This window comes from Viridibacillus soli (assembly GCF_016612995.1).
GTDB classification, from domain to species: domain Bacteria; phylum Bacillota; class Bacilli; order Bacillales_A; family Planococcaceae; genus Viridibacillus; species Viridibacillus soli.
In genome coordinates, this window is the sequence record NZ_JAEOAH010000001.1 from 347,757 (window position 1) to 368,443 (window position 20,687).

The 20,687-nt window shown below is 35.1% G+C and carries 21 protein-coding genes and 1 pseudogene; 8 read left to right on the top strand and 14 right to left on the bottom strand.

Features of this window, described 5'->3' with window-relative positions; genetic code table 11:
* Positions 1-45: 45 nt before the first annotated feature.
* Positions 46-1,740: a septation ring formation regulator EzrA gene (ezrA, locus tag JFL43_RS01680; protein ID WP_100794529.1), complete on the bottom strand. Its 1,695-nt coding sequence runs from the start codon at positions 1,738-1,740 to the stop codon at positions 46-48.
* Between the two features lie 147 nt (positions 1,741-1,887).
* Here ezrA and hisJ point away from each other — a divergent pair, with 147 nt between their 5' ends.
* Together hisJ and JFL43_RS01690 are read left to right on the top strand one after the other, a co-directional pair.
* Positions 1,888-2,685, top strand: coding sequence for a histidinol-phosphatase HisJ (gene hisJ, locus JFL43_RS01685; protein ID WP_200747640.1), 798 nt, complete (start codon positions 1,888-1,890; stop codon positions 2,683-2,685).
* Between the two features lie 19 nt (positions 2,686-2,704).
* Positions 2,705-3,190: a GAF domain-containing protein gene (locus JFL43_RS01690; protein ID WP_200747641.1), complete on the top strand. Its 486-nt coding sequence runs from the start codon at positions 2,705-2,707 to the stop codon at positions 3,188-3,190.
* Positions 3,191-3,241: 51 nt separating this feature from the next.
* Here JFL43_RS01690 and JFL43_RS01695 read toward each other — a convergent pair whose 3' ends face one another.
* Positions 3,242-5,116: a sensor domain-containing diguanylate cyclase gene (locus JFL43_RS01695; RefSeq protein ID WP_100794532.1), complete on the bottom strand. Its 1,875-nt coding sequence runs from the start codon at positions 5,114-5,116 to the stop codon at positions 3,242-3,244.
* A 405-nt stretch (positions 5,117-5,521) separates the two neighbouring features.
* Between JFL43_RS01695 and rpsD the strand changes: the two genes are divergently transcribed.
* Positions 5,522-6,124 (top strand): 30S ribosomal protein S4, encoded by a 603-nt coding sequence (rpsD, locus tag JFL43_RS01700; RefSeq protein ID WP_100794533.1) that lies wholly within the window; start codon positions 5,522-5,524, stop codon positions 6,122-6,124.
* A 132-nt stretch (positions 6,125-6,256) separates the two neighbouring features.
* Positions 6,257-6,676 (top strand): hypothetical protein, encoded by a 420-nt coding sequence (locus JFL43_RS01705; protein ID WP_200747642.1) that lies wholly within the window; start codon positions 6,257-6,259, stop codon positions 6,674-6,676.
* Positions 6,677-6,753: 77 nt separating this feature from the next.
* Here the strand turns inward: JFL43_RS01705 and JFL43_RS01710 are convergent, their stop codons facing one another.
* The 3 genes from JFL43_RS01710 to JFL43_RS22255 form a co-directional block, all read right to left on the bottom strand.
* Positions 6,754-7,425 carry a hypothetical protein gene (locus tag JFL43_RS01710; protein ID WP_200747643.1) on the bottom strand — a complete coding sequence of 224 codons (672 nt, stop codon included), beginning with the start codon at positions 7,423-7,425 and terminating at the stop codon, positions 6,754-6,756.
* Between the two features lie 270 nt (positions 7,426-7,695).
* Positions 7,696-8,184, bottom strand: a complete 489-nt coding sequence (locus JFL43_RS01715) for an N-acetylmuramoyl-L-alanine amidase (RefSeq protein ID WP_234447534.1) — start codon at positions 8,182-8,184, stop codon at positions 7,696-7,698.
* On the bottom strand, positions 8,123-8,740 hold the full coding sequence (locus JFL43_RS22255; RefSeq protein WP_325166615.1) for a siphovirus ReqiPepy6 Gp37-like family protein: 618 nt from the start codon (positions 8,738-8,740) through the stop codon (positions 8,123-8,125). The genes JFL43_RS01715 and JFL43_RS22255 overlap by 62 nt, the downstream gene beginning before the upstream one ends.
* A gap of 407 nt (positions 8,741-9,147) precedes the next feature.
* Here JFL43_RS22255 and JFL43_RS01720 point away from each other — a divergent pair, with 407 nt between their 5' ends.
* Positions 9,148-9,609 (top strand): hypothetical protein, encoded by a 462-nt coding sequence (locus tag JFL43_RS01720; RefSeq protein WP_200747645.1) that lies wholly within the window; start codon positions 9,148-9,150, stop codon positions 9,607-9,609.
* Between the two features lie 223 nt (positions 9,610-9,832).
* On the opposite strand, the gene JFL43_RS01725 is transcribed toward JFL43_RS01720, so the two are convergent.
* The 5 genes from JFL43_RS01725 to JFL43_RS01745 form a co-directional block, all read right to left on the bottom strand.
* Positions 9,833-10,507, bottom strand: a complete 675-nt coding sequence (locus tag JFL43_RS01725) for a peptidylprolyl isomerase (RefSeq protein WP_100794535.1) — start codon at positions 10,505-10,507, stop codon at positions 9,833-9,835.
* A gap of 287 nt (positions 10,508-10,794) precedes the next feature.
* Positions 10,795-11,175, bottom strand: coding sequence for a hypothetical protein (locus JFL43_RS01730; protein ID WP_200747646.1), 381 nt, complete (start codon positions 11,173-11,175; stop codon positions 10,795-10,797).
* Positions 11,176-11,265: 90 nt separating this feature from the next.
* Positions 11,266-11,523, bottom strand: a complete 258-nt coding sequence (locus JFL43_RS23290) for a M23 family metallopeptidase (RefSeq protein ID WP_200747689.1) — start codon at positions 11,521-11,523, stop codon at positions 11,266-11,268.
* Between the two features lie 255 nt (positions 11,524-11,778).
* Entirely contained in the window at positions 11,779-13,563 is a 1,785-nt protein-coding gene (locus JFL43_RS01740) for a hypothetical protein (RefSeq protein WP_200747647.1), read from the bottom strand.
* A complete protein-coding gene (locus JFL43_RS01745; RefSeq protein WP_325166621.1) occupies positions 13,560-14,051 on the bottom strand; it encodes an RNA polymerase sigma factor in 492 nt (163 codons plus the stop codon). The genes JFL43_RS01740 and JFL43_RS01745 overlap by 4 nt, the downstream gene beginning before the upstream one ends.
* A gap of 172 nt (positions 14,052-14,223) precedes the next feature.
* On the opposite strand from JFL43_RS01745, the pseudogene JFL43_RS22260 reads away from it, so the two are divergent.
* A pseudogene (locus tag JFL43_RS22260) lies at positions 14,224-14,546 on the top strand (anti sigma factor C-terminal domain-containing protein); the annotation flags it as partial.
* 1,115 nt (positions 14,547-15,661) lie between these two features.
* Here JFL43_RS22260 and JFL43_RS22940 read toward each other — a convergent pair.
* Complete coding sequence (locus JFL43_RS22940; protein WP_267907740.1) at positions 15,662-15,784, bottom strand: hypothetical protein; 123 nt, start codon at positions 15,782-15,784, stop codon at positions 15,662-15,664.
* Between the two features lie 824 nt (positions 15,785-16,608).
* Between JFL43_RS22940 and JFL43_RS01750 the strand changes: the two genes are divergently transcribed.
* Complete coding sequence (locus JFL43_RS01750; protein WP_200747649.1) at positions 16,609-16,716, top strand: YjcZ family sporulation protein; 108 nt, start codon at positions 16,609-16,611, stop codon at positions 16,714-16,716.
* Positions 16,717-16,980: 264 nt separating this feature from the next.
* On the opposite strand, the gene JFL43_RS01755 is transcribed toward JFL43_RS01750, so the two are convergent.
* The 3 genes from JFL43_RS01755 to JFL43_RS23295 all read right to left on the bottom strand — a co-directional run bounded on the left by JFL43_RS01755 (position 16,981) and on the right by JFL43_RS23295 (position 18,794).
* The gene (locus JFL43_RS01755) at positions 16,981-17,739 is read right to left on the bottom strand and encodes an alpha/beta fold hydrolase (protein ID WP_200747650.1); all 759 of its coding nucleotides are present in this window, start codon (positions 17,737-17,739) and stop codon (positions 16,981-16,983) included.
* 150 nt (positions 17,740-17,889) lie between these two features.
* A complete protein-coding gene (gene lepB / locus JFL43_RS01760) occupies positions 17,890-18,450 on the bottom strand; it encodes a signal peptidase I (RefSeq protein WP_407701925.1) in 561 nt (186 codons plus the stop codon).
* 152 nt (positions 18,451-18,602) lie between these two features.
* The gene (locus tag JFL43_RS23295; protein ID WP_200747690.1) at positions 18,603-18,794 is read right to left on the bottom strand and encodes a CPBP family glutamic-type intramembrane protease; all 192 of its coding nucleotides are present in this window, start codon (positions 18,792-18,794) and stop codon (positions 18,603-18,605) included.
* Positions 18,795-19,157: 363 nt separating this feature from the next.
* Between JFL43_RS23295 and JFL43_RS01770 the strand changes: the two genes are divergently transcribed.
* Entirely contained in the window at positions 19,158-20,618 is a 1,461-nt protein-coding gene (locus JFL43_RS01770) for a serine hydrolase domain-containing protein (RefSeq protein WP_200747652.1), read from the top strand.
* The last annotated feature ends 69 nt before the right edge of the window (positions 20,619-20,687 follow it).

Below are 20,687 nucleotides of genomic sequence, written 5' to 3' on the forward strand. Positions count from 1 at the left end.
TGCACTCTACCGTGCGGTGGCTTTATGCTTCTCTTATTATGAACGTCAATTGTCGTCTTTGGCAAGTACTTGAATTTTTTTCATAGCACCTGGTTCCGCCGATTCTACAGCTGTTGCCGCGTTTTCTAATGCTTTAGCATAGCGGAATTCACGGAATGCCTGCTCCGCTTCTAGTAAACGTTGATGCATTGTTGGATTGGATGCACGGTAGCGGTTACCATATTGAATAATTCTTTCAATTAATAAGACGTTTTCTAGCATTTCTGTTGCTGTATTATGTACATCCTGAATACACTTTTCAGCAGTATCCAAATTCTTATGTACCATTACCATATTCAGTGGCACTTCTTTTAAGCCTTGAACAACAATAAATAATTGTTCCTCAGCTTCTTCTAAGCGGACGTCCATTTCTTCTGGTATCCCTGGAATATTCGCCTTATTTAGCATACGATCTGTTTCATGTAATAGCTGCTTTAGTTTATCAAGTGTTGCTCTTGCTTTATTTTCATCGATTCGTAAGTTTTTCAAGCGGTCTGCAAAACGGTCTTGCTCCTCAAATAGGCGTTCCGTTTCTTCCTTAACTTCCTTTAACTCCTCTTGCAAGCTGGAATAAGCTGATTGTTCTTCCTTCACTTGTCTCGTTAACAATTCATAACGCTGACGGAGTGACATAAGTTGTTGCTTACAATTAGCAGGAAGTGCAGCGTCTTTTTCTGAAAGATGATATCCTTTTTGAACTTCTTCCGCTTCTTTCGCTGTATCAATAGTCGATAAAATAACTTTTTCTAAACGCGTGCCGATTTGTTCAAAGTTTTCATCGACATACTTTTTAGCCAATACTTCTTTTTCTAACGCATCATAAAATGATTCGATTTCATCTTTGATTTCATTTACACGATGCTGTACAGATGTAATATTTAAATCTGCAATTTGCTGTTTAAATTCATCGATACTTACTTCCATTAGGTCTAGCTTCTCATTAATTTCTAAATGTTTTAAGAAGAAAGACTGCTCTTCCATTTCACGTTGCCCATTGCGAAGTTCATGAATGTTAGATGGGATTTTGTGTTGAATATCCGTTAATAACGTCGGAATTTCATTAATCAATTTGAAAATTTGTTGACCTTCTTCATTTAATGTGATGACAATTTCCCTAGCTTGTAAGTAGTTTCCAGACTCCGTTAATGTGTCATACTCTTCAAATTTCGGATTGAATGTCTCTAACCGTTTTTCTAGAGGACCTGCTGCAGGACCATAAGAATATTGATGTGCTAACAACGTTTTTCTAGCAGAACGGTACTGGTCTTTCAATTGTTCGATCTCGATTCTGTTTTTCTCTTCACTGCCGATTAATTCATCTAGCTCTTTTAAAATTTGATTCATCTCTTGATCATATTCAGTAATGCGCGATTCAATTTCTTTTTCAATTTCAGTCGCTTTGCTGAAGTGGAATTTATCCACTTGATCTTCAGCATCAAATAATAGCACATCAATTTTCGGCATTTCGACATCCATTAACTCCGTCCATTTATTGCGCCAGCGCTCAAACATCTCTTCTGTTTGACCATTCATGTTCAGAGCTTTCACTTTTGTTAACTCTTCTAAAACTGGTTTGTTTTGGATTTGAAGTTTTTTCTGATCCAACCTCTGAATTTCCTTATTATGTTTTCGACGCAAAATGAAAATGAATGTTACTATAATACATAGTACGATGATGACGGGAATGATATACTGAAGCATCGTAAGACCCCCTGTTCCTAAATCACTATTTCAGCCAATTAATTATTCTTAATATTACCATGTTTTCGGTGAATTTGTTTACCGTTTACATGTATTTTCAAAAAATATCTACCTTTATTCTATATTGTACAAGTTGGAGGAATATTTATGAAACGAGATGCTCACATTCACTCACCTTTTTGTCCACATGGAACAACTGATGCTTTTGAAGATTATATCAAAAAGGCAATCGCTTGTGGCTTTACTGACATTACATTTACTGAACACGCTCCTCTCCCTATCGATTTTACGGACCCTACACCTTTGCAAGATAGTGGCATGAAAACGGAATATTTGACACCTTACATACAACAATTAACCGCACTAAAAATACAATACGCCCCTGAAATTCGTATTCGTATCGGCTTAGAAGTCGATTACATTATAGGGTACGAACGACAAACAAGAGACTTTTTAAACGACATTGGTCCACAACTAGATGATGCTATTTTATCCGTTCACTTTTTAAAATATGACAATACCTATACTTGTATTGATTATTCCAGTGAGACATTCCTTGAGTTTGCCGAATTAGTTGGCTCAGTAAAAAAAGTCTATAATTTATATTATGACACGGTGAAAGAATCTATTTCTGCAGATTTAGGTCCTTATAAACCAAAGCGAATTGGTCATCCTACGCTTATTCATAAATTTCAATTAGCTCATCCGCAAAAAATCGAAGACAACATGCAAATCGAAGAAGTTTTACACCATATTGCAAATGAAGGCTATGAGCTCGATTTAAATAGCGCTGGTTTGTCTAAAAAAGATTGTAAAGAACCTTATCCTCCTCTACAATATGTTAAACTTGCTAACGATTTGAAAATCCCTCTTGTCTTCGGCTCTGACGCCCATCAAGTTGCGGATTTACACCGGCATTATAATAAAATATTTCCCTTAAAATAAATTGGAATGGAGCGATATAATGTTCACACAGCCCACTTATAATGGTAATACAATAGACCAATACGCACTTTTAGCGAAACAGCTAGATGCATTATTAGAAGATGAAACGGATAATATCGCTAATTTGAGTAATGCCTCAGCATTATTAAATCAATTTTTACATACGATTAACTGGTGTGGTTTTTACTTGTATAAAAACGAAGAATTATTGTTAGGTCCCTTCCAAGGTTTACCTGCTTGTGTTCATATCGCAATGGGACGTGGTGTTTGTGGCACCGCTGCAGCTAATCAGGAAACTCTCGTTGTAGCAAATGTCCATCAATTTCCCGGTCACATTGCCTGCGATGCGGCTTCTCAATCTGAAATTGTCGTTCCAATAATTATTGAAGGTAATCTGTTTGGTGTTCTTGATATTGATAGTCCCATCAATAACCGCTTTTCTACCGATGACCGTGAAGGTATTGAACAATTCGTTCATGTATTAACTAAACATCTTTCTTTATAAAATATTAAAAGAGTTACGCCCGCAAACTCGGACATAACTCTTTTTTGAAATTTAACTTGTTACATCATCTGTTTGGAACAAACGAAATTGATTTTTACCGTTATTTTTCGCTTCATATAATGCAATATCTGCATTTTGAAACACACTTTGAAAGTTAGCTTGAAGTTCTTTATGCCAAACAGCAACACCTGAAGATACGGTAACAGATGGTACCGTTACTTTTGGAATAGATGCAATGATTTTCCCAACTAGATCAATCGACTCCACAAATGTTTGATTTGGCAAGTATACGGCAATTTCTTCTCCGCCCCATCTAGCGCAAATCCCTTTTCCTTGTACCATTTCCGTTAGATGACGGGCTATTGTTACTAAAATAGCATCGCCAGTTTGGTGCCCATAAGTATCGTTTACCATTTTAAAATTATCGATATCCATTAAAACAAAGACACCACTTTCATCCTTGTCCATTGACATTTCAACGTAGCGATCCAAATATTTTCTGGCAAATAATTTTGTTAAATGATCTCGATCGACCATCTCTTGTAACTGCTCACGTAAAATTGTATTCGAAATCGCCAAAGATGAGTGACGAATTAAAGATTGCATTAATTTAAAACTATCAAATGAGAAAAAATAAGGTTTATTATGCAATACAATGCTAAAGCCATGTACTTTTTCTCGAATAATAATTGGGATTGCCATCATGGACATAAACGCTACTTTGTCATCTACTAAATTGCTGAAATCAGCTACAAATAGCGGATCTGTAGAGCGTTCAAAATGATCAGTAACATGCTTCAAATACGGTTCGCAGGAATTTCCAAAGAAAAATGCTGTGCTACCGGTCGTTACTTGATACTCATCGTGTCCCTTTAATACAAAGCAGGTTTCATTAGGACTAAATGACTTTGTTAACTGCTTTGCTAGAAACACTAGCATTTCTTCTTGGTTTAATTTCATATTTAGACGATGTGATGTTTCATTAATAAGTTGTAGATCCGATACTAAACGATGTGATTGATGATAGAGTTTTGCATTTTCTAATGCATTGCCCGATGTTTGTGCTATATGCTTAATAAAATCCTTTTCACGTTTTACAAAGACATAATCATATGGTGCGAAGATTTGCAGTACAGCGTAAATCCCTTGGCGCCCTTTAATAGGTGCGTTCAATAGACGACATTTTAAATCTGTCGCCTGCTCAATCGTCATATCGCCAGAAACAAATGCTTCTATAGTAGAAGTTCGCTCAGACATATAATCAAACATATGCGTATCGACGGTTAAATGACGATCTTGGTCATTTGATAAAATAAGTTTTGACTTAAACGTCGGAAAAGCACTACTGACACCTTGAAGAACCGCTTTTAATATACGATCAATATCCATTGATGAATGGAAAATCCCAGTCATTCTAACTAGTTCCTTATTCAACTTTTTTTCGTAATTAGCTTTATAGTTTTTTTGTATTAACTGAATAACACTCGAAATTAACACTACAAAATCGTGAATATGCTTTGTAGTAGCGAAGTCTCTCCAACGTTCTGTCTTTTGCAAAATGATTATGCCAAACGGCTTTTGGTTTGCATCTCGTAACAAGATTGCATCATCTGCAAAGTCATATTTCTCTTTCAAAATGCTAATAAATGCGTTAGGGAATTGATATTGTTGATGGAAATATGGCTCTAATACTGCAAACGGAATGCCATTCGTTATATTGCCATTTTCTGCATCGACAGAAACAGGAAAATACATTCCTTTCCCTAGATATAAATATTCACTATTCGTAATATCAAAGTATTGAAAGAATATCTCTTTTAATAGTGTAAGGTATTCATCGTTATTGAGATTTTCACCAATTAAATCGGTCCACAAGTCTAGGATCTGACATTTTATATTCTGCATTGTTTGCTGATCTTGTGTCATGCAATCACCTTTTCCTTCGAAACATGATGTATACGATATTGACTATTTCCATTATACATAAAATAAGTCTTTTCAACTATAGTTCTTATGGAAAAATTTTCTTGAATTAAAATAACCATTCCAATACTCCCTGAAATTATCCTTTATCTCCTTGTTTCACTTTTTCAATCTATCATTTCCCTTGACACATTTATATGAAAAAGTTACAATTGGCTTTGTGTAAAATAAACGCAGCAGTTGTATGGTTTTATTGCTTTCATTTTATTCCTCCATTAATGGATGGTGTAACACGTAACCCTTTGGCTGCATGGGCGAAGTTACATGAAAATAAAATGTCAATAATTCTGGATACATCTGGTTTTTATTTTACAACAAAATAAAACCAATTGAAGGAGGAGACCCTCAATGTCTCGTTATACAGGTCCATCATGGAAACTGTCTCGTCGTCTTGGAATCTCTCTAAGCGGCACAGGTAAAGAAATCGAAAAACGTCCTTACGCTCCAGGCCAACACGGTCCTAACCAACGTAAGAAATTATCAGAATACGGTTTACAATTACAAGAAAAACAAAAGCTTCGTCATATGTATGGTATGAACGAACGTCAATTCCGTACTCTATTTGATAAAGCTGGTAAAATGCAAGGTATCCACGGTGAAAACTTCATGATCCTTCTTGAAACTCGCCTTGATAACTTAGTTTACCGTCTTGGTCTTTCACGCACTCGTCGTGGATCACGTCAATTAGTAAACCACGGCCATATTATGGTTGATGGCAAACGCGTTGACATCCCTTCATTCCGCGTAAAACCAGGTCAAGTGATTTCTCTTCGTGAAAAATCTCAAAACCTTGATGTTGTAAATGAAGCAATCGAAGTAAACAACTTCGTACCAGAATACGTAACATTCGATGCAGACAAAAAAGAAGGTACTTTTGTACGTCTTCCAGAACGCAGCGAATTATCAGCTGAAATTAACGAAGCTTATATCGTAGAGTACTACTCTCGTTAATATTCGTTCTTTTCAAAAGCGGATTATCTCAAAGCCTTGTTACCGTTATATCAACGGTCTCAAGGTTTTTTTATTTGCTTTAACTATCCAAAGTTACTCGAAATCCCCCAATCATTTGGGGGATTGTAATGATTGAAGCTGAGTAAAATAATTATGACAATGGTAATTTCACTAGTATTTTTGATTCCTACTACGAACGTCTTTGCTAGCGATAATAACGATGATAAAGAAATCCCGTCTTATGCACCAGGATGGCAAAAAGTTGATACACAACCTATATATTTGACAGCAAATAAAAATAGTAGTACAGGCGCGATTACTTCTGTAGATGGGGGAAATTTCAAACTTGAAGTTACTGCTCTCAACAAATCAGATTTCTTTAGTGCAACAATGTATGTAAATGGTGCATGGGCGGATCAGCAAGGCACCTCATTTTCTGGAAATAAACTCAAGCTAGAATTTAATGGGCTTGGAATTCCCAAAGGAGCCTGGATATACTTCGAAGTTTATTCAACCGTCACAGGTGGTTTCACCTTAGATTTTTACGACTAAAGAACATTAAAAATTAAATAGTAACTCCAATACTACATAATTTTCTGTATATGGAGTTACTATTTAGTATATGAAATTTAAATTACTTTTTCGTTTTTTATGTTGTAAACATGAATTTCAATTAATACGTTATTTGTTTTAAGTGTTTCAATTTCTTTTGCTAATCCCTTTCGTATTTCTTTTTCAATTTCTTTTCCTCGATTAATGCTAGTTAAGTCATTATTACTTAAACTTGTAAGGATATTTATGTTTACGAAATCGACCTCTGTCTCTTTTAATACTCTTTGAACTTCGTCATACCCTTTAGCTTTAAGACTTCTCTTAATTTCTTCAATATTTAATTCATTATATTGCTCAGTTGTTTCAAGAGTGGTAGTAAACGACTTGTTGACATGGATTGAATAATCTTTATATTTTGTTTTTCGTATCACCCCTCTAGCAATTTTTTTGATATCCTTTTCATTTTCATCTATATACTGTTGTCTCCCCTCAATCATTACATTAATTCTCTTCTTTGGGTAATTTATAAGGACTCCGTTTACAAATGAAATGTTTTTTTCTGCAAGTTTAGCCCATATGTCCCCAGGAGTCCTGTCAGAACCCGTTTTTTCAAGCTTATCTCCGAGCCCTTTCGGAGTCCAAGATTCGTTTGTCGTAGCCTCTACTTGATTTTGAAACTGCTGAATAAACCATACACCGCCAAATAATAAACAAAGAAGTATACCTAATGGTTTTATAAATCTTTTCATAAATTATTTCTCCCTTGATTCGTGATAAAATGATAAATTTTTTCTTTATCCATAATAGTATTCCCATTTCAAATGAAATATTAATTTTCTTAAAAATTACCATGCTTTTAATTAGATTTACATCTAGTCTAATCCCCCATGAGGAAGACAGGGCGAAGTAAGTTAATACTTATTTGATTTTAGACAATAGAAGAAACATTGCATGAGAGCATTCGAGAATGAGTTTACGTATAGTTATCCATCCCAAAACGTTTGAGAGACTATACTTTTTCAACGAATTCCTTTTTTGATTCGATATAAGCCGGTGCCATTTTTGTAGTATTCCTCGGTGTTGCTCGGCTTGCTAACTGGCTTAGACGGTTTTGACACGGTTGTTATTTCTTTCTTTTTGTATCCTAACTCATTAGCTATAACTGAAGCAATTGCTTGGCAAATCTCTTCAAACTTATCATTATAAATTTTTGCATCAGCTTTAGAATCTACGAAACAAACTTCAATTAAGATTGCTGGTTCGCTAGTGGCGTTAAGGAAGTATAAATCTTTTCTTTCCTTCGCTCCTCGGTCTTTTAATCCAGGGGCTTCACTAATAGCTGCACTCACTTTTACAGATAATGCTTTTGCATCGTAGTACAGGCATTCTACGCCGACTGGCTTATCTGTCTTTTTACTGGCATTTAAATGGACACTTACATCTAATTCACGTTTTTTGCCGTTGTGATAATCGACAATAGTGTATAAAAAATTCCTGTTTATGTTCATCCAATTTTTCTTCACCGCGATTAGTGAGATCTTTTTCAATATCCTCAATCGGAAGTGATACATCTTCAGTTGTTTCGTTGCCTTCTTCGTCAACGCCTTCTTGTTGCATCATTTCTTCTACGTCCCTAGCATCAACAAAGAGCTCATAACGATTATATCCTTCTGTTGTATCTTCATTAAGCGTGATTACTCTACATTCTATTCCTTCACCCTGACCTGCAACATATGCCATGTTTTTAAAATCTAAATAAGATTCTGTATAACCCATACTTTTTAATGAGTTATATTCAGGACTGAAAATAACTGGTGGATTAACTCGCTGTGTTGCTACCCTGTTAACACCGACTTGTACATCAAATACAAACTGCTTATTCTTGATATCTATAATGATATTCCAACCTAAACCACTTAGTTGTGAAATGGTGGTTAGCTCCTCTGCCAGCACATCAAAGCGAGCGCTACGACTGATTGTATCGCCACGCTTTAAGTCTGGTGAAATGACTAGGTTAGGGAATTTACGCTTCCTATCTACTGGATTAACAGCGTTATTATTCACGTTAATTTTAACGCAGATCAGAGTTCTATCAAAAAGTCCAGAAACCTTGATATATCAAGGTTTCTGGACTTTTCTTTTTACTAGTTTCTTGATTTAGTCATGATAATCGTTAATTTTGGGGCAGTTTTTTATTCAGATGAAAAAACAAATACGGATGGATGCTGAGCAGCTTCGATGACTTTGTAGCTTTGTAATAAAGTTTAATTATAAAACGTAACGAATCAATATTTGATAACAAACAAAAACACTCCAATTTGAGTACTATATTTATCTCGTGATACGATTCACCGTAACTTTGCTATATACGTTTTTTTATTTCTTATAGTCGAACATATTCCTCTAAATTTAAAAGATATTACCAGTTTTTATTTATAATAAATTAACGTTAATTCTAGGGGGAATGGTAAGTGGATTTAAAATTGAACGCTGAAGTATATAGAATTGGGCTTAATATAGGACTTTTCAGCATTTCAGACATTGTAAAATGGGCAGATAAAGTAATCGATAAACTTAATGTTCCACCTTATGAATTTATTGAATTAGCTATGTCGTCTAAAGAGACACCTGCTGAAGTAAATCTAAAGTTAATGGAGATTGAAGGAGATGTTGATAAAGATTTATCTATACATATTGTACTTGGCTTAATGAATCAATATTTAACATCACCAAAGGACTTATTAAATGCCATTAAAATATTAGACAAACTAATCGAATATCTCCCCGATGTAGGTAGTTATGATTGGATTGAAATGGAACTACATTCTTTTTCCGATGCTTTAGGAATTCATATTGAAACAAATACAGAAATTTATAATAGAATGCGTAAATTTCTTGCAAACTTTACTCCATATTTAAAATTTTATTTTTAGTCAAAAAAATCAGTAGCTTCTATTCTAATAGAAGTACTGATTTTCCTTTTTCTCACTTACTTATGATACGGTTCTCCGTGACTGATCTAAATGAGTTTTTTTATTCTTCATTAATACTTACAATACAATCAAATTGTATTCCTTGCATATCCCTTATAACAAGTTGTTGGATTGACTCTCCCAATATAAGATAAATACGCCCAATTTTGGACTGTCACATCCTCTATTTTCGTACTTCTGGTGCAGGGTAGTCAAAGCCTTTCGTATCCACTTCGACCTTTTTCATTTGCTGATTTTCTAACGGTTTATCTGCACGATCTCGTTCAGCGGCAACGATAGCACCTACTGTTTCCATGCCCTCTATTACTTTCCCAAAAGCAGCATATTCTCCGTCAAGATGTAGAGCTTCTTCTACCATAATAAAAAATTGCGATCCCGCAGAGTTTGGATCATTCGTTCGTGCCATTGAAATGACACCTCGTTCATGTTTCAGATTATTTTCAAAACCATTTTTAGAAAATTCACCTTCAATAGAATATCCTGGTCCACCTGATCCATTTCCTGAGGAATCTCCTCCTTGGATCATAAAATCAGGGATAACCCGATGAAAAATAAGACCATCATAATAACCTTCTTCAACTAAGGAAATAAAATTAGCTACCGTATTTGGAGCTGTAGAAGGCTCTAGTTCAATAACGATTTTTTCATTATTGTTCATAGTAATCGTCACAATTGGATTTTCTTTCACAGCTGATGAATAATCCGTTTTTTCGTCCGATTCCTTTACCGTCTTCTCCTCTGATTGTCCACTTTCTGTTGATGTTCCACATCCCGTCAAAATAAAAGCTACCGCCATCAGGCTAAAGACAAAAGAAAATACTTTATATCGCTCAACCATATTCTTTTTCAACTCCTCTATATAATCAGTTTATTAATTATATAACTATAAGATAATTCACGACAACTCATTAAAATGTGCATTGTATGAAAACTTTATATTCCTAATTCAGAAAAACCGCACCTACTTTTGATACGGTTCACAGAAACTAATATTAAACTGTATTACTTCTTTTTCTTCGTCCACCTATCTCAATTGTTAAATGATAAAACAAACACCTTATTAAACTAAACTGACCTTTGTCTAAATAAGAAAAACGCTAAATGATTAAACTATTGTCGAATTTCTTATTTAGGAGCTAACTCCACTTTTTCTGTTTTGCCATCCCAATTTAATTCTACAACTATGATTTCATCCTTCTGAACTTTGGAACCTTTATTTATTTCTTTTCCTTCCTTGAGCCCATCTTTGTTCAACTTTGCATTTGTTTCTCCAAAATCTTTCTGTGAAGGAGTGGCGGAAAGATTATAATCAAATGTTTCAGGTGCTGTATCACTACCAATATACACAATTGTATATGATGTATTTTGACTCGAAGAACCTGTATCTACAGAAGTAAAATTAACTTTCCAGTTTTCACTTTCTCCTTGAAAGTTTAAAGTCTCCCCTTCGTTGTTTGAACAAGCAACTAAAAATAGTAGTGTAAGCATCATAATTATTTTTTTCATAAAATCACTCCATACCCAATATTTTACATATGTTAGATACGTGAGAACTTACTAATAGTTTCATCTTCCTCAGAATTAGCCCTTATTGAACTAGTCGAGTAGAAGGGAACCTCTCTCCCCTTGAATTGGCTCTAGCCCATCGTTACAACGGATACGGATTGATTGACAATTCATATAATCCGACGAATCCATCACTTGAAAATGAACATGTGGCTCAGATGAGTTTCCAGAGTTTCTACATAATCCGATGATTTGATCTTTCTTTACAGCATCTCCCTCATTTACCATAATGAAATGTTCTTTAAAATGGGCAAGTAAACTATACTCCTTGTTTGAATGCTCTAAAATTACATAATCTCCTGCTTACTGTGATTCATTCATCTCACCGGGAATGTTATCAATAATATTATTAACTCCACTTTCGCACCAAATAAATTAGCGTTGTAAGTTACCCTGCCTTGCTTTATCCATAGTTTAATATGTCCCTTGACAGTTTCAGAAAATAAGAAAGTCGATTGAAAATCAACTACAACAGTGGATCAACGGCCTACCCAGTTATATCAAGGCTTATTTATCGATTTCACTATGCGAAAGTTGAGTGAATTAGTAATTTATTTTACTTCCCGTATGTGGATCATACTGATAGTACATAGAATGTGTTTTCGCCACTTCCTTTAGGATGAGTTTGTCTCCCTTCCAGAATACAGAATGGACGTTGGTAAAGTCTGTTTGCTTTCCTTTTTCTAAATCAAAGATGAACATCTTCGAATCAAAAGCGTCTGTAGAATAGTCTGCGGTTAAAAAGCGTCCAGTAGCATCCAGTGCAACTTTCTCCATAATGCCTCCTTCAAGTGTAACTAACAAGTTGAAGGCTTTTGTTTCACGATTAAAAGAAAGTAAGGTAAACCTACTCTTTTCATCCATTCCCTGCAAACTAAAAATAACGGTTTTTTCATCATGTGTACGGAGCAAGGAACTGAAACGAATATTTTCAGTTTGATTAAAAGATTGAGGAATGTCTTGTAAAGAAAAAAGTGCCTCCCCCTTGCCATCCTTCACCAATTCAACTTCGTTCTGTTCATTTGCCAAAAGTTCTGTGGTAGATAGCTCTTTCACTGTTTCAATTACATATCGCTCATTTTTCTTCATAAGAGTAAGGTCATACGTGGACACTTTGTAATAAGCAAGAGATGTGTCTGTCCAATAGACTTCAGCTTTTACTGAAGTAGACTGTTCATTTTTTGTCGTTTCCAGTATTTGAAAACCAATTTGTTTAGGATTCGAATACGTTAAAAATTCCGGAGGGTCTTTTAGTAAGCTTTTTGCAAAGTCATCATCTCGCACCATCAAAGCTTGTAAATAACTTTTCACCGTTTCAATCTCCGTACTCGATTGTTCACTCAATTCGATTTTCATAATTTTAGCAGGTCCGTTTTCACCATCGTTTCTCTTTTTCATAACATACAATGTACGTTCATCATTACCCCAAATGGGAAGATGATAACGATACATCCCTTCACCCGAAGGCTCATAGCGTGGAGGCGGATTTGTCGTGACCTTGTTTTTTGTCTCCAAATCCATATCCGAAATCCATACATCTTCAAACCCAGAACGCTCTTTCACATACGAAATGTAATTGCCATCGTTTGTAACAGATGGGTTCTTACCACGATCCACAATGGTTTCTTTGCCACTCTTTACGTTGTAAATAATAATTTCTCCATGGCGCTCGAAGACAAGTTTTTGTTCCTTCTCCACAAAAGAGGCCATTTCTCCACTTACAATGATGGTCTCTTCCTTTGTTTGCACATTCACTTCTACAATTTGTTTTTCCTTATCCGTTACTTTTGTTAAATAGATATGGTTCTGATCCTTCCATTCTGGATAAATATAACTAGAATCTGAAGTTCCATCTAGCACTTTTTCCGACTTCGTAGTTTTCACATCAAACAAAAACACATCTCCATTATACGTAAAAAGTAGCTTCTCCCCCTTAGACGAACGGCTAAAACTATCCGCAGCATCATTTAAAACTTTTTTCAATTCATTCCCATAAACAAAAATACCTCTGCCCTCTAATGAGAGATACAAACGTCCATCATGATACGTATAGGCTGTTATCTCCCCGCTCCCAATATCGAGAAACGAAATTGCATTCGCAATCTTTAACGAACTTGCCTTCACGTGTTGTGGCACTTGTTCATTCGACAATAAAAAAGCTAAAAACATGCTAGCTGCCGCAAGTAAAGGAATCCAAGCATTCTTCCATTTCCTCGTCCTACTTTTCTTCACAAATGTTTTACGCAATTGTTTTTTTAAATCAGTGTCAACTGCAATCTCATTTCTTAACTCGTAAAGTGTCTTCTTTATTTTTTCGTTCTCCATCATAATCCCCCCAAACACTTCCTCACTAAAACACCTAACTTTTTCGTAATACGATTTGACTTCACACGAAGAGACCCTTCCTCTTTTTTCAAAATGACCGCCATATCTTTAAATTTCAAATCCGCAAAATACCGTAACTCCGTAATTTCTAAATCTTCGTCTGATAAATGCCCTAAACTTTTCTGTAAACATTCCTTCTCCGTTGTACCATCAAACGGATCTTCAAATTGAAGTTGACTCAAATACTGTTCGAATTCATCTCCCATTAAGACACTCTTGTTTTTCCGATAGTAATCAATGACCGTATTCCTCGCGATGGTAAACAGCCAAGCCTTATCATTCGGATGCCCTTCCAACACAGAAAACTTCTCAAACGCCTTCCGAAACACATCACTAACCAAATCTTCCGTATCCCATTTATTACTCGTCTTCACATACACATACCTATAAATGTCATCAAAATAAGCATCATACAAGTCAACAAACTTCACATCCAACCACTTCCCCCATTTAATCTATCCAGTTTAATAAACGATTCATTTCTTAAAACGTAACATTCTATTAATAATTTTTTATATCCAAGTCGGGCTAATTAGCCACAAGACAATAGTGTTTTCTCGCTACATTGTGTTATCTTAGCAAAATCGGTGTAACACGGATCAATATATGGCCTCGCCGATTATAGATGAAAGTAAGGGACCTTCTGGTACACTGGTTTATGGATTTGAACCATCTTCTTCACCGAAAGAGGCATACAATGGCTTTATCGATACGCTAAAAATATATGATGCTAATGGTAATATCGAAAAAATCCAGGATTTTTTGAATATGAACAAGAATTAAAATGGGATTAAACAGGAATTTCAGGAGTGATGCTGACTGGCCAAACGCAAAATTTTAAAGCGTTAGAAAATCAAGATTTTGTTCGTGGAGCATCAGTAGGTGCTACTGCCCAAATTGTCCCTTATATTAAACCAGAAAAATAACTAGTAGTTATTAGAATTACATTTGGTCTCTCTTTACAGTAAGTGGATGGTATCTATAGACCATAACAATTAAAATTCCCTACTTTGCAGTTAGTTTATAAAAGTAAATGTATTAAGGAAAAAGAGGCAGTACCCAAAATAGGTACTGTCTCTTTTTTAAGTGCTTATTCAACTAAACTCCCTCTATAAACATTGATGTATCAACGGTTTACAACACTTCGTGATGTATAAAAAATATTTTTTCGCTCCTCCTACAAACAGGGTATTGAATTTATGGTTTTTATTAACAAATCAAGTGTAAGCTTCGCTAAAACTAATGGAAATCATTAGCTTTTTTTATCCACTACGTGATGCACAATGGATCTCTGCGATGCTTATGACGTACCCTCCCATGTCTCTTAGCGTCAGTACGCTTACATTTCTTCGTTCGGTCTAGTCATAAGGTAGAAGCCTGCTAAGCTGACCCGGTCAATATATTCCGGTAAAACCTTATTCACTTTTTGTATTTATAATGTATGAATATGATGATGATTGGGATGAATCAAACTTCAACTACTTTGAGTATTTTTCTACTGTTTTCGGAATGAAAATGAACGATATTGGTTTATTTCTATGTATCGAGGATTCAGGAGTACAATCAGAATTTGGCATGCACTATTTTGATAAGTATAAGGACAAAAAAACCTTCAGCCTATCCAATTAAAGGAGATATATGCAAAAATCAATTACAAGCAACTTTTAGCCATTTCCTCTCCCCGGTATATGACTATTGAAATAGATAATGAACGAGTAGTTCAGATTATTCAACCTTCTGGAGAGGTTTTCAAAAGTTGGTCACAGGAACAATATGCACGTGGTTTAGCATATATCTGGAGTACGTATCCAAATCATAGGTTTTGAAAATATTTATCTTACACCTAATAAGGTGATGAGTTACTTAAATAATGAAGATGGTTCCTTTAAGCAACTCCCAAAGCATATTTTAAAAAAATTAGATAGAAACAGAATTTGTTGTCAACTTATTTTCACTTTATATTCATCATCGTTTCACTTCAGACTCACATAAAAAGAGTGTAGAAAAACTACACTCTTTAAAAATATGTATTCTAATGTATTTAGGCCGAAGCCCCTGGATGCACACCAGACCCACCTATATTCATACCTGCAAATACACTAATTCCAAAAGCCCAGAGTGACTCAGTAATGATAGAAATAAGATTTTTTGCTGATAATTGCATTTGCATTGCCTCCATATATGGTACGTCTTCAGGTAATAAACTGATATATCGTAAAAAAGAGATTGTAATAAATACAAATATGAAGGTGCCGAAGAATCGAACTTTCGACCCAGGCCTCAATACACTATGGAAACTTTGTATATATCATTATCTCAATTCTATTAGAAAAATCTTGAAATATCAAGAATCTTAAAAGCTAGCACTATATAAGCTATAATGGTTTCCAATTTGGTCTTTCGCAATCATTTTTATTGGGCCTTCTTCCACTATACTGACCGTTAGTTGAAGAAGAAAAGAGCTGTCTGAACAGCTGCTCTACGACCTTGTACGAAAGCACCCGTTAGTCTCCATAGAGCTAACACCCAATGACCGCATGTCCAACATGTTTAATCCAAATTAGTTCACCTCACTCCCTGCACAATATATATATCTTAAAAAACCCTCATAACTCCTATTGCTAATCGTTTAAAGAATAATACACGGCCATCTATCGTTATTATTTTGTACGGTACGCCGTCGCCATTAACCCATTCGTTATCAGCTATGACAATATTTCAACTCGCTTTATGGAAAAGAACTAATGTTATCCCTTTCAAAAACTTATTTTCATCAGTAAGCATTTTTCCTAACCGAATCCCATTACCTATTAAAATTAGGTTTTTAACATAATATCCCTTCAATTATTCTCACCCCTTACTGGACAAAATTCTTCTCAAAATACTTAAATTGATAATATATTTTTCAAAAAAAAGTATTTATTAGACTAATACACCTCCCATTTTTACAACTATACATATTATAGATTGTAGAAAGGAGGGATTTTTATGGGATACTCTGGAGAATTTCGCGAACGCAACAATGGTTCAGCATTCGTTCTAATCGTTGTACTATTCATTCTTCTAATTATTGTCGGCGCTAGCTTCATGCATTAACAAAAACATCTTTTGCTAGCTATGATAATCAATTAAAAAGAGACAGTACCCAAAATAAACAGGTACTGTCTCTTTTTCTAAGTGCTTATTAAACTAAACTGCCCCGTTAGTTGAATTAATAAAGAGCTGTATGAACAGCTCTCAGGATCACCGATATATTGCAACATTAAAGTTACAAATTCCTCATCTGCTCACCTTAACGAAGTTGGTATTATTCCTCCTCAATTCTTTTCAAATCCGCCATAAATTTCAACCTTATATTGCTCACTTCCCCATCCCCTTTAACATTAATAAAATCTCTTCTATTACAATATCAGGCTCATCGTGATGTATATAATGTCCACTACGACTAGCAATCCGGAACTTACTTGACGTTGACAGCCATTGGAATTCTGCTTGTAGACTTTGTTCAATTTCTAATATTTCTTGAGAGGGCCATCCATCTTCACCATTATCGGGTAAACCTCTTGTAATAATTGAGAGAGGGATGTCACTTTGTCTTGAGTGATCAACAATTTGCTGATAACTCTGTATTTTATCAATTTTCTCACTATTCAACATAGGATTCTCGAAATATTCCCTATTTCCTGCAAGGAGATTTTCTGGTAGAGCCTTTTCATAGGCAAGTTCTTTATATTCCGGTGCAGCGTCAACCAAAACAAAACCACAGATATCCAGCGGATAAAGACTGGTATACAATCTGGCGACCAACCCACCAAAGGAATGTCCTACCAATATATAGGGCTTCTCCACGTCAAGCGCTTGCAACAATTCGGAGAGCTCCTCGACAAGATCACAGCAAGTCCGCGGGACTGCTACGTCTTGACTCCTGCCAATACCCGCCCTGTCATAGGACAAGGTTGACGTTTCATCCGATATTCGGTCTTGGACCTTTTTCCATGTTTCATGGCTATCGCCTAACCCTGCAATAAAGATTACGCTTGGTGTATTTTTACGTTGATATTTATTGAACAGTCTACGACTATCATAGAAATCGATTATCTTTTTATGTTGTATAGTCACTTTTAATCACCCAATCAAATTATAAGCTTTATATTATTATTTCCACAATAAAAAAAGAGCCATCTATGCAGCTCAGTAATCTTTTGCTAAAGCCCCCGTTAGCAAAAGAAGCGAATGCTCCTATTACGCAAATACCTTCCAATTCCTGTTTTATTTTACGATACCTATATTATCTAATGGATAAAATATAATATTGGCCTTTCCTAAAACTTTGTCCATTGGTATTAAACCGACTTCCGGATCCCTACTATCAGAACTATGTCTCCTATTATCCCCTACTACGAATAAGTAACCATCAGGAATCGTTAATTTGCCAGTGTATTCTTCGAGTCTGAAATCTTCTGTTAATGTACCACCGTCAATTAGTTTTTTCTTATATTCTTCTAAATATGGCTCAACATAAGGTTCTCTATTGACATATAAAATATCATCTTTATAGGCAATGTGCTCACCCGGTAAACCTATAACACGCTTTATATAATTATCTTCCCCTGCATCAAAGACAATTACATCATAGCGTTCATACTCTGCAATTTGTTTACTAATTTTATTTACAATGACTTTGTCCCCATCTTCATATGTAGGCATCATCGAAGCCCCATCTACCACTATGGGTGTAAAAATGAATGTGCGAATCGCCAAAGCAAAAATAATTGCTACTACGATTGGTTTAATCCATTCAATGAATTCCTTTTTATTTTCTTTTTTCAAATATATCATCTCCTTCCAGTATAATACGTTTTATACGAAGCAAAGTTTCAATGAGTACATTTTAAATTACCGAGTCGTTAGTAAAAAAGCGTCTCAACTTAATTTAGAAACATCCTCATTACTTGAATAAAGTTAATAACGTATTTCCTTTACTAAATAATAGTAACAAAAAAATTATAAAGTGCGTGCAATATAATAACCGACCATAATGAACCGGTCTTTTTGTACACAAACCCAAAGAGTAAGCCTATAATAAAAATATAAATATGCGTTCCAAAATGAAAGAATATTTCATTGTAAATCCAAATTGGAGAATGAGTGGAAAAATTAATGTAAAGATAAATTAAAAGCCAGTCCTACAAAACTTTCATAGGACTGGCTTGATTTATTATCTATTTACCTTCTCACTGTTAACCCCTATACGATAATCAAACCAATTGTTTTGTTGCATTATATTTTGACTCTTTTCTTCAAAATACAAATCAAAGAAAAACGATTTCTTTTCTGTTAATTTAGTATACAGTTTTTATTGGAAAATTTGATTATTTTTAGTAGCTCTTCTTCAACTAAAGCCCCCGTTAATTTAAGTGTAACTCTTCACAATTACTTGATATTATATAGGTAAGTAGAAATATAAATTAGAATTTAGTTTATAGTTATAAAAATAAGTTTTTTATACTCTTATAATTCTTCAAAAAGGAGGGTTTATGAAAAAGACTATTGTTTTTGTATTAACGATACTTATATTATTCTCAGGATTCGCAACACAAAGTTATGCGTTGTCAGATTCGAAATCTGTGGCAATACAAGCGTTGCTAGATGATGCCTGTCGTACATCAGGTGTGCCTGGAATGTCAATCTCAATACTTGCTAATGATGAAGTGTTCTATTTTTCTTCTGGGTATGCAGATCTTGAAAAGGGGTTGTCTGCAAGTGAAAATACACTCTATGAGTTGGCCTCGGTGAGTAAAGCTTTTACTGGTATGGGGATTCTGCTATTGGAAGAGAAAGGGCTGCTATCTATGACTGACCCTATCCAAAAATATTTACCTTGGTTTACGTTAAAGTATCAAGGTAAACCTGTTGATATGCAAAGCCTTACACTAAATAACTTCCTTCACCATACCAGCGGCCTAACAAATATTAGACATACTCAAAATATTCCACAAGGCAATACGCCTGATATGTTGCAAAAGACTGTGGAAACGCTGGTAGATGCTGAATTGGCGTTCTCTCCCGGTGAACAATATAACTATGGAACCGTTAATTATGACGTATTGGGTTTGGTTATTGAGATTGTATCACGACAAAGCTATGAAGACTTTATGAGGGAACAGGTATTTCTACCCTTAGGTCTTCACCAGACGTATGTTTATAAAGAAGATGCTCAAGCCACTGGACAGTTAGCGCAGGGCTACCGTTCTTCCTTTTTCATAACAACTCCATTTAACGCTCCGGATTATGCTGGGAATAAACCTGCCGGCTATATCATTTCTAATACAAAAGATATGGCGCGTTGGATGGGCATACAGATGGGTATCGTGCAGGACATACCCGAAATATTTCACAGGGTTATCGAAAAATCACATAGGGGTGATATGTCTGTTTCGGCTGTCAACGATATGTATTATGCGGCAGGTTGGTCGGTAAACGCCGAACAAACGTTTATAGAACACACTGGGGGTAATCCGAATTTTAGAACCGAAGTAGCCATACTGCCAAATGAACGAACAGCCATCTGCTTACTGAGCAACGGCGCAAATACCAATATAAACCTGGTACTAAAAGTTAAAAATATATTAAACGGCAATCTAACTCAGTCATATGAGATAAGCGGCACACAGCTTTTGGACATCATTTTGTCGTCTACCACAATTATTCTTTGCCTATTGGCCGTTCTGTTATTTCTCTTAGGATTAAGAAAAAGGAAAACGAATGAGCAGCAGCCAATGACAAAAAAGAGAACAATCGTAACAATTATTTTCCTAATCGCTACGATTGCCCAGTGTATAATGTTTTTTGCCTTCGATTGGTCAACGATACTTATTTGGCAAACATATAGTGTTCTTACAGCTTTGATTTCGTCAACATTATTAACAGCAAGCATTACTTGGTATATACTCACCGATAAGATGCCTCGCTCCGAAAATAAGTATAATGTTAAGTAATTAAATTCCAATTTATCAATATTCTTAATTTAAAAAACATAAGACACCTCGGTGTCTTCTTTAATGTCA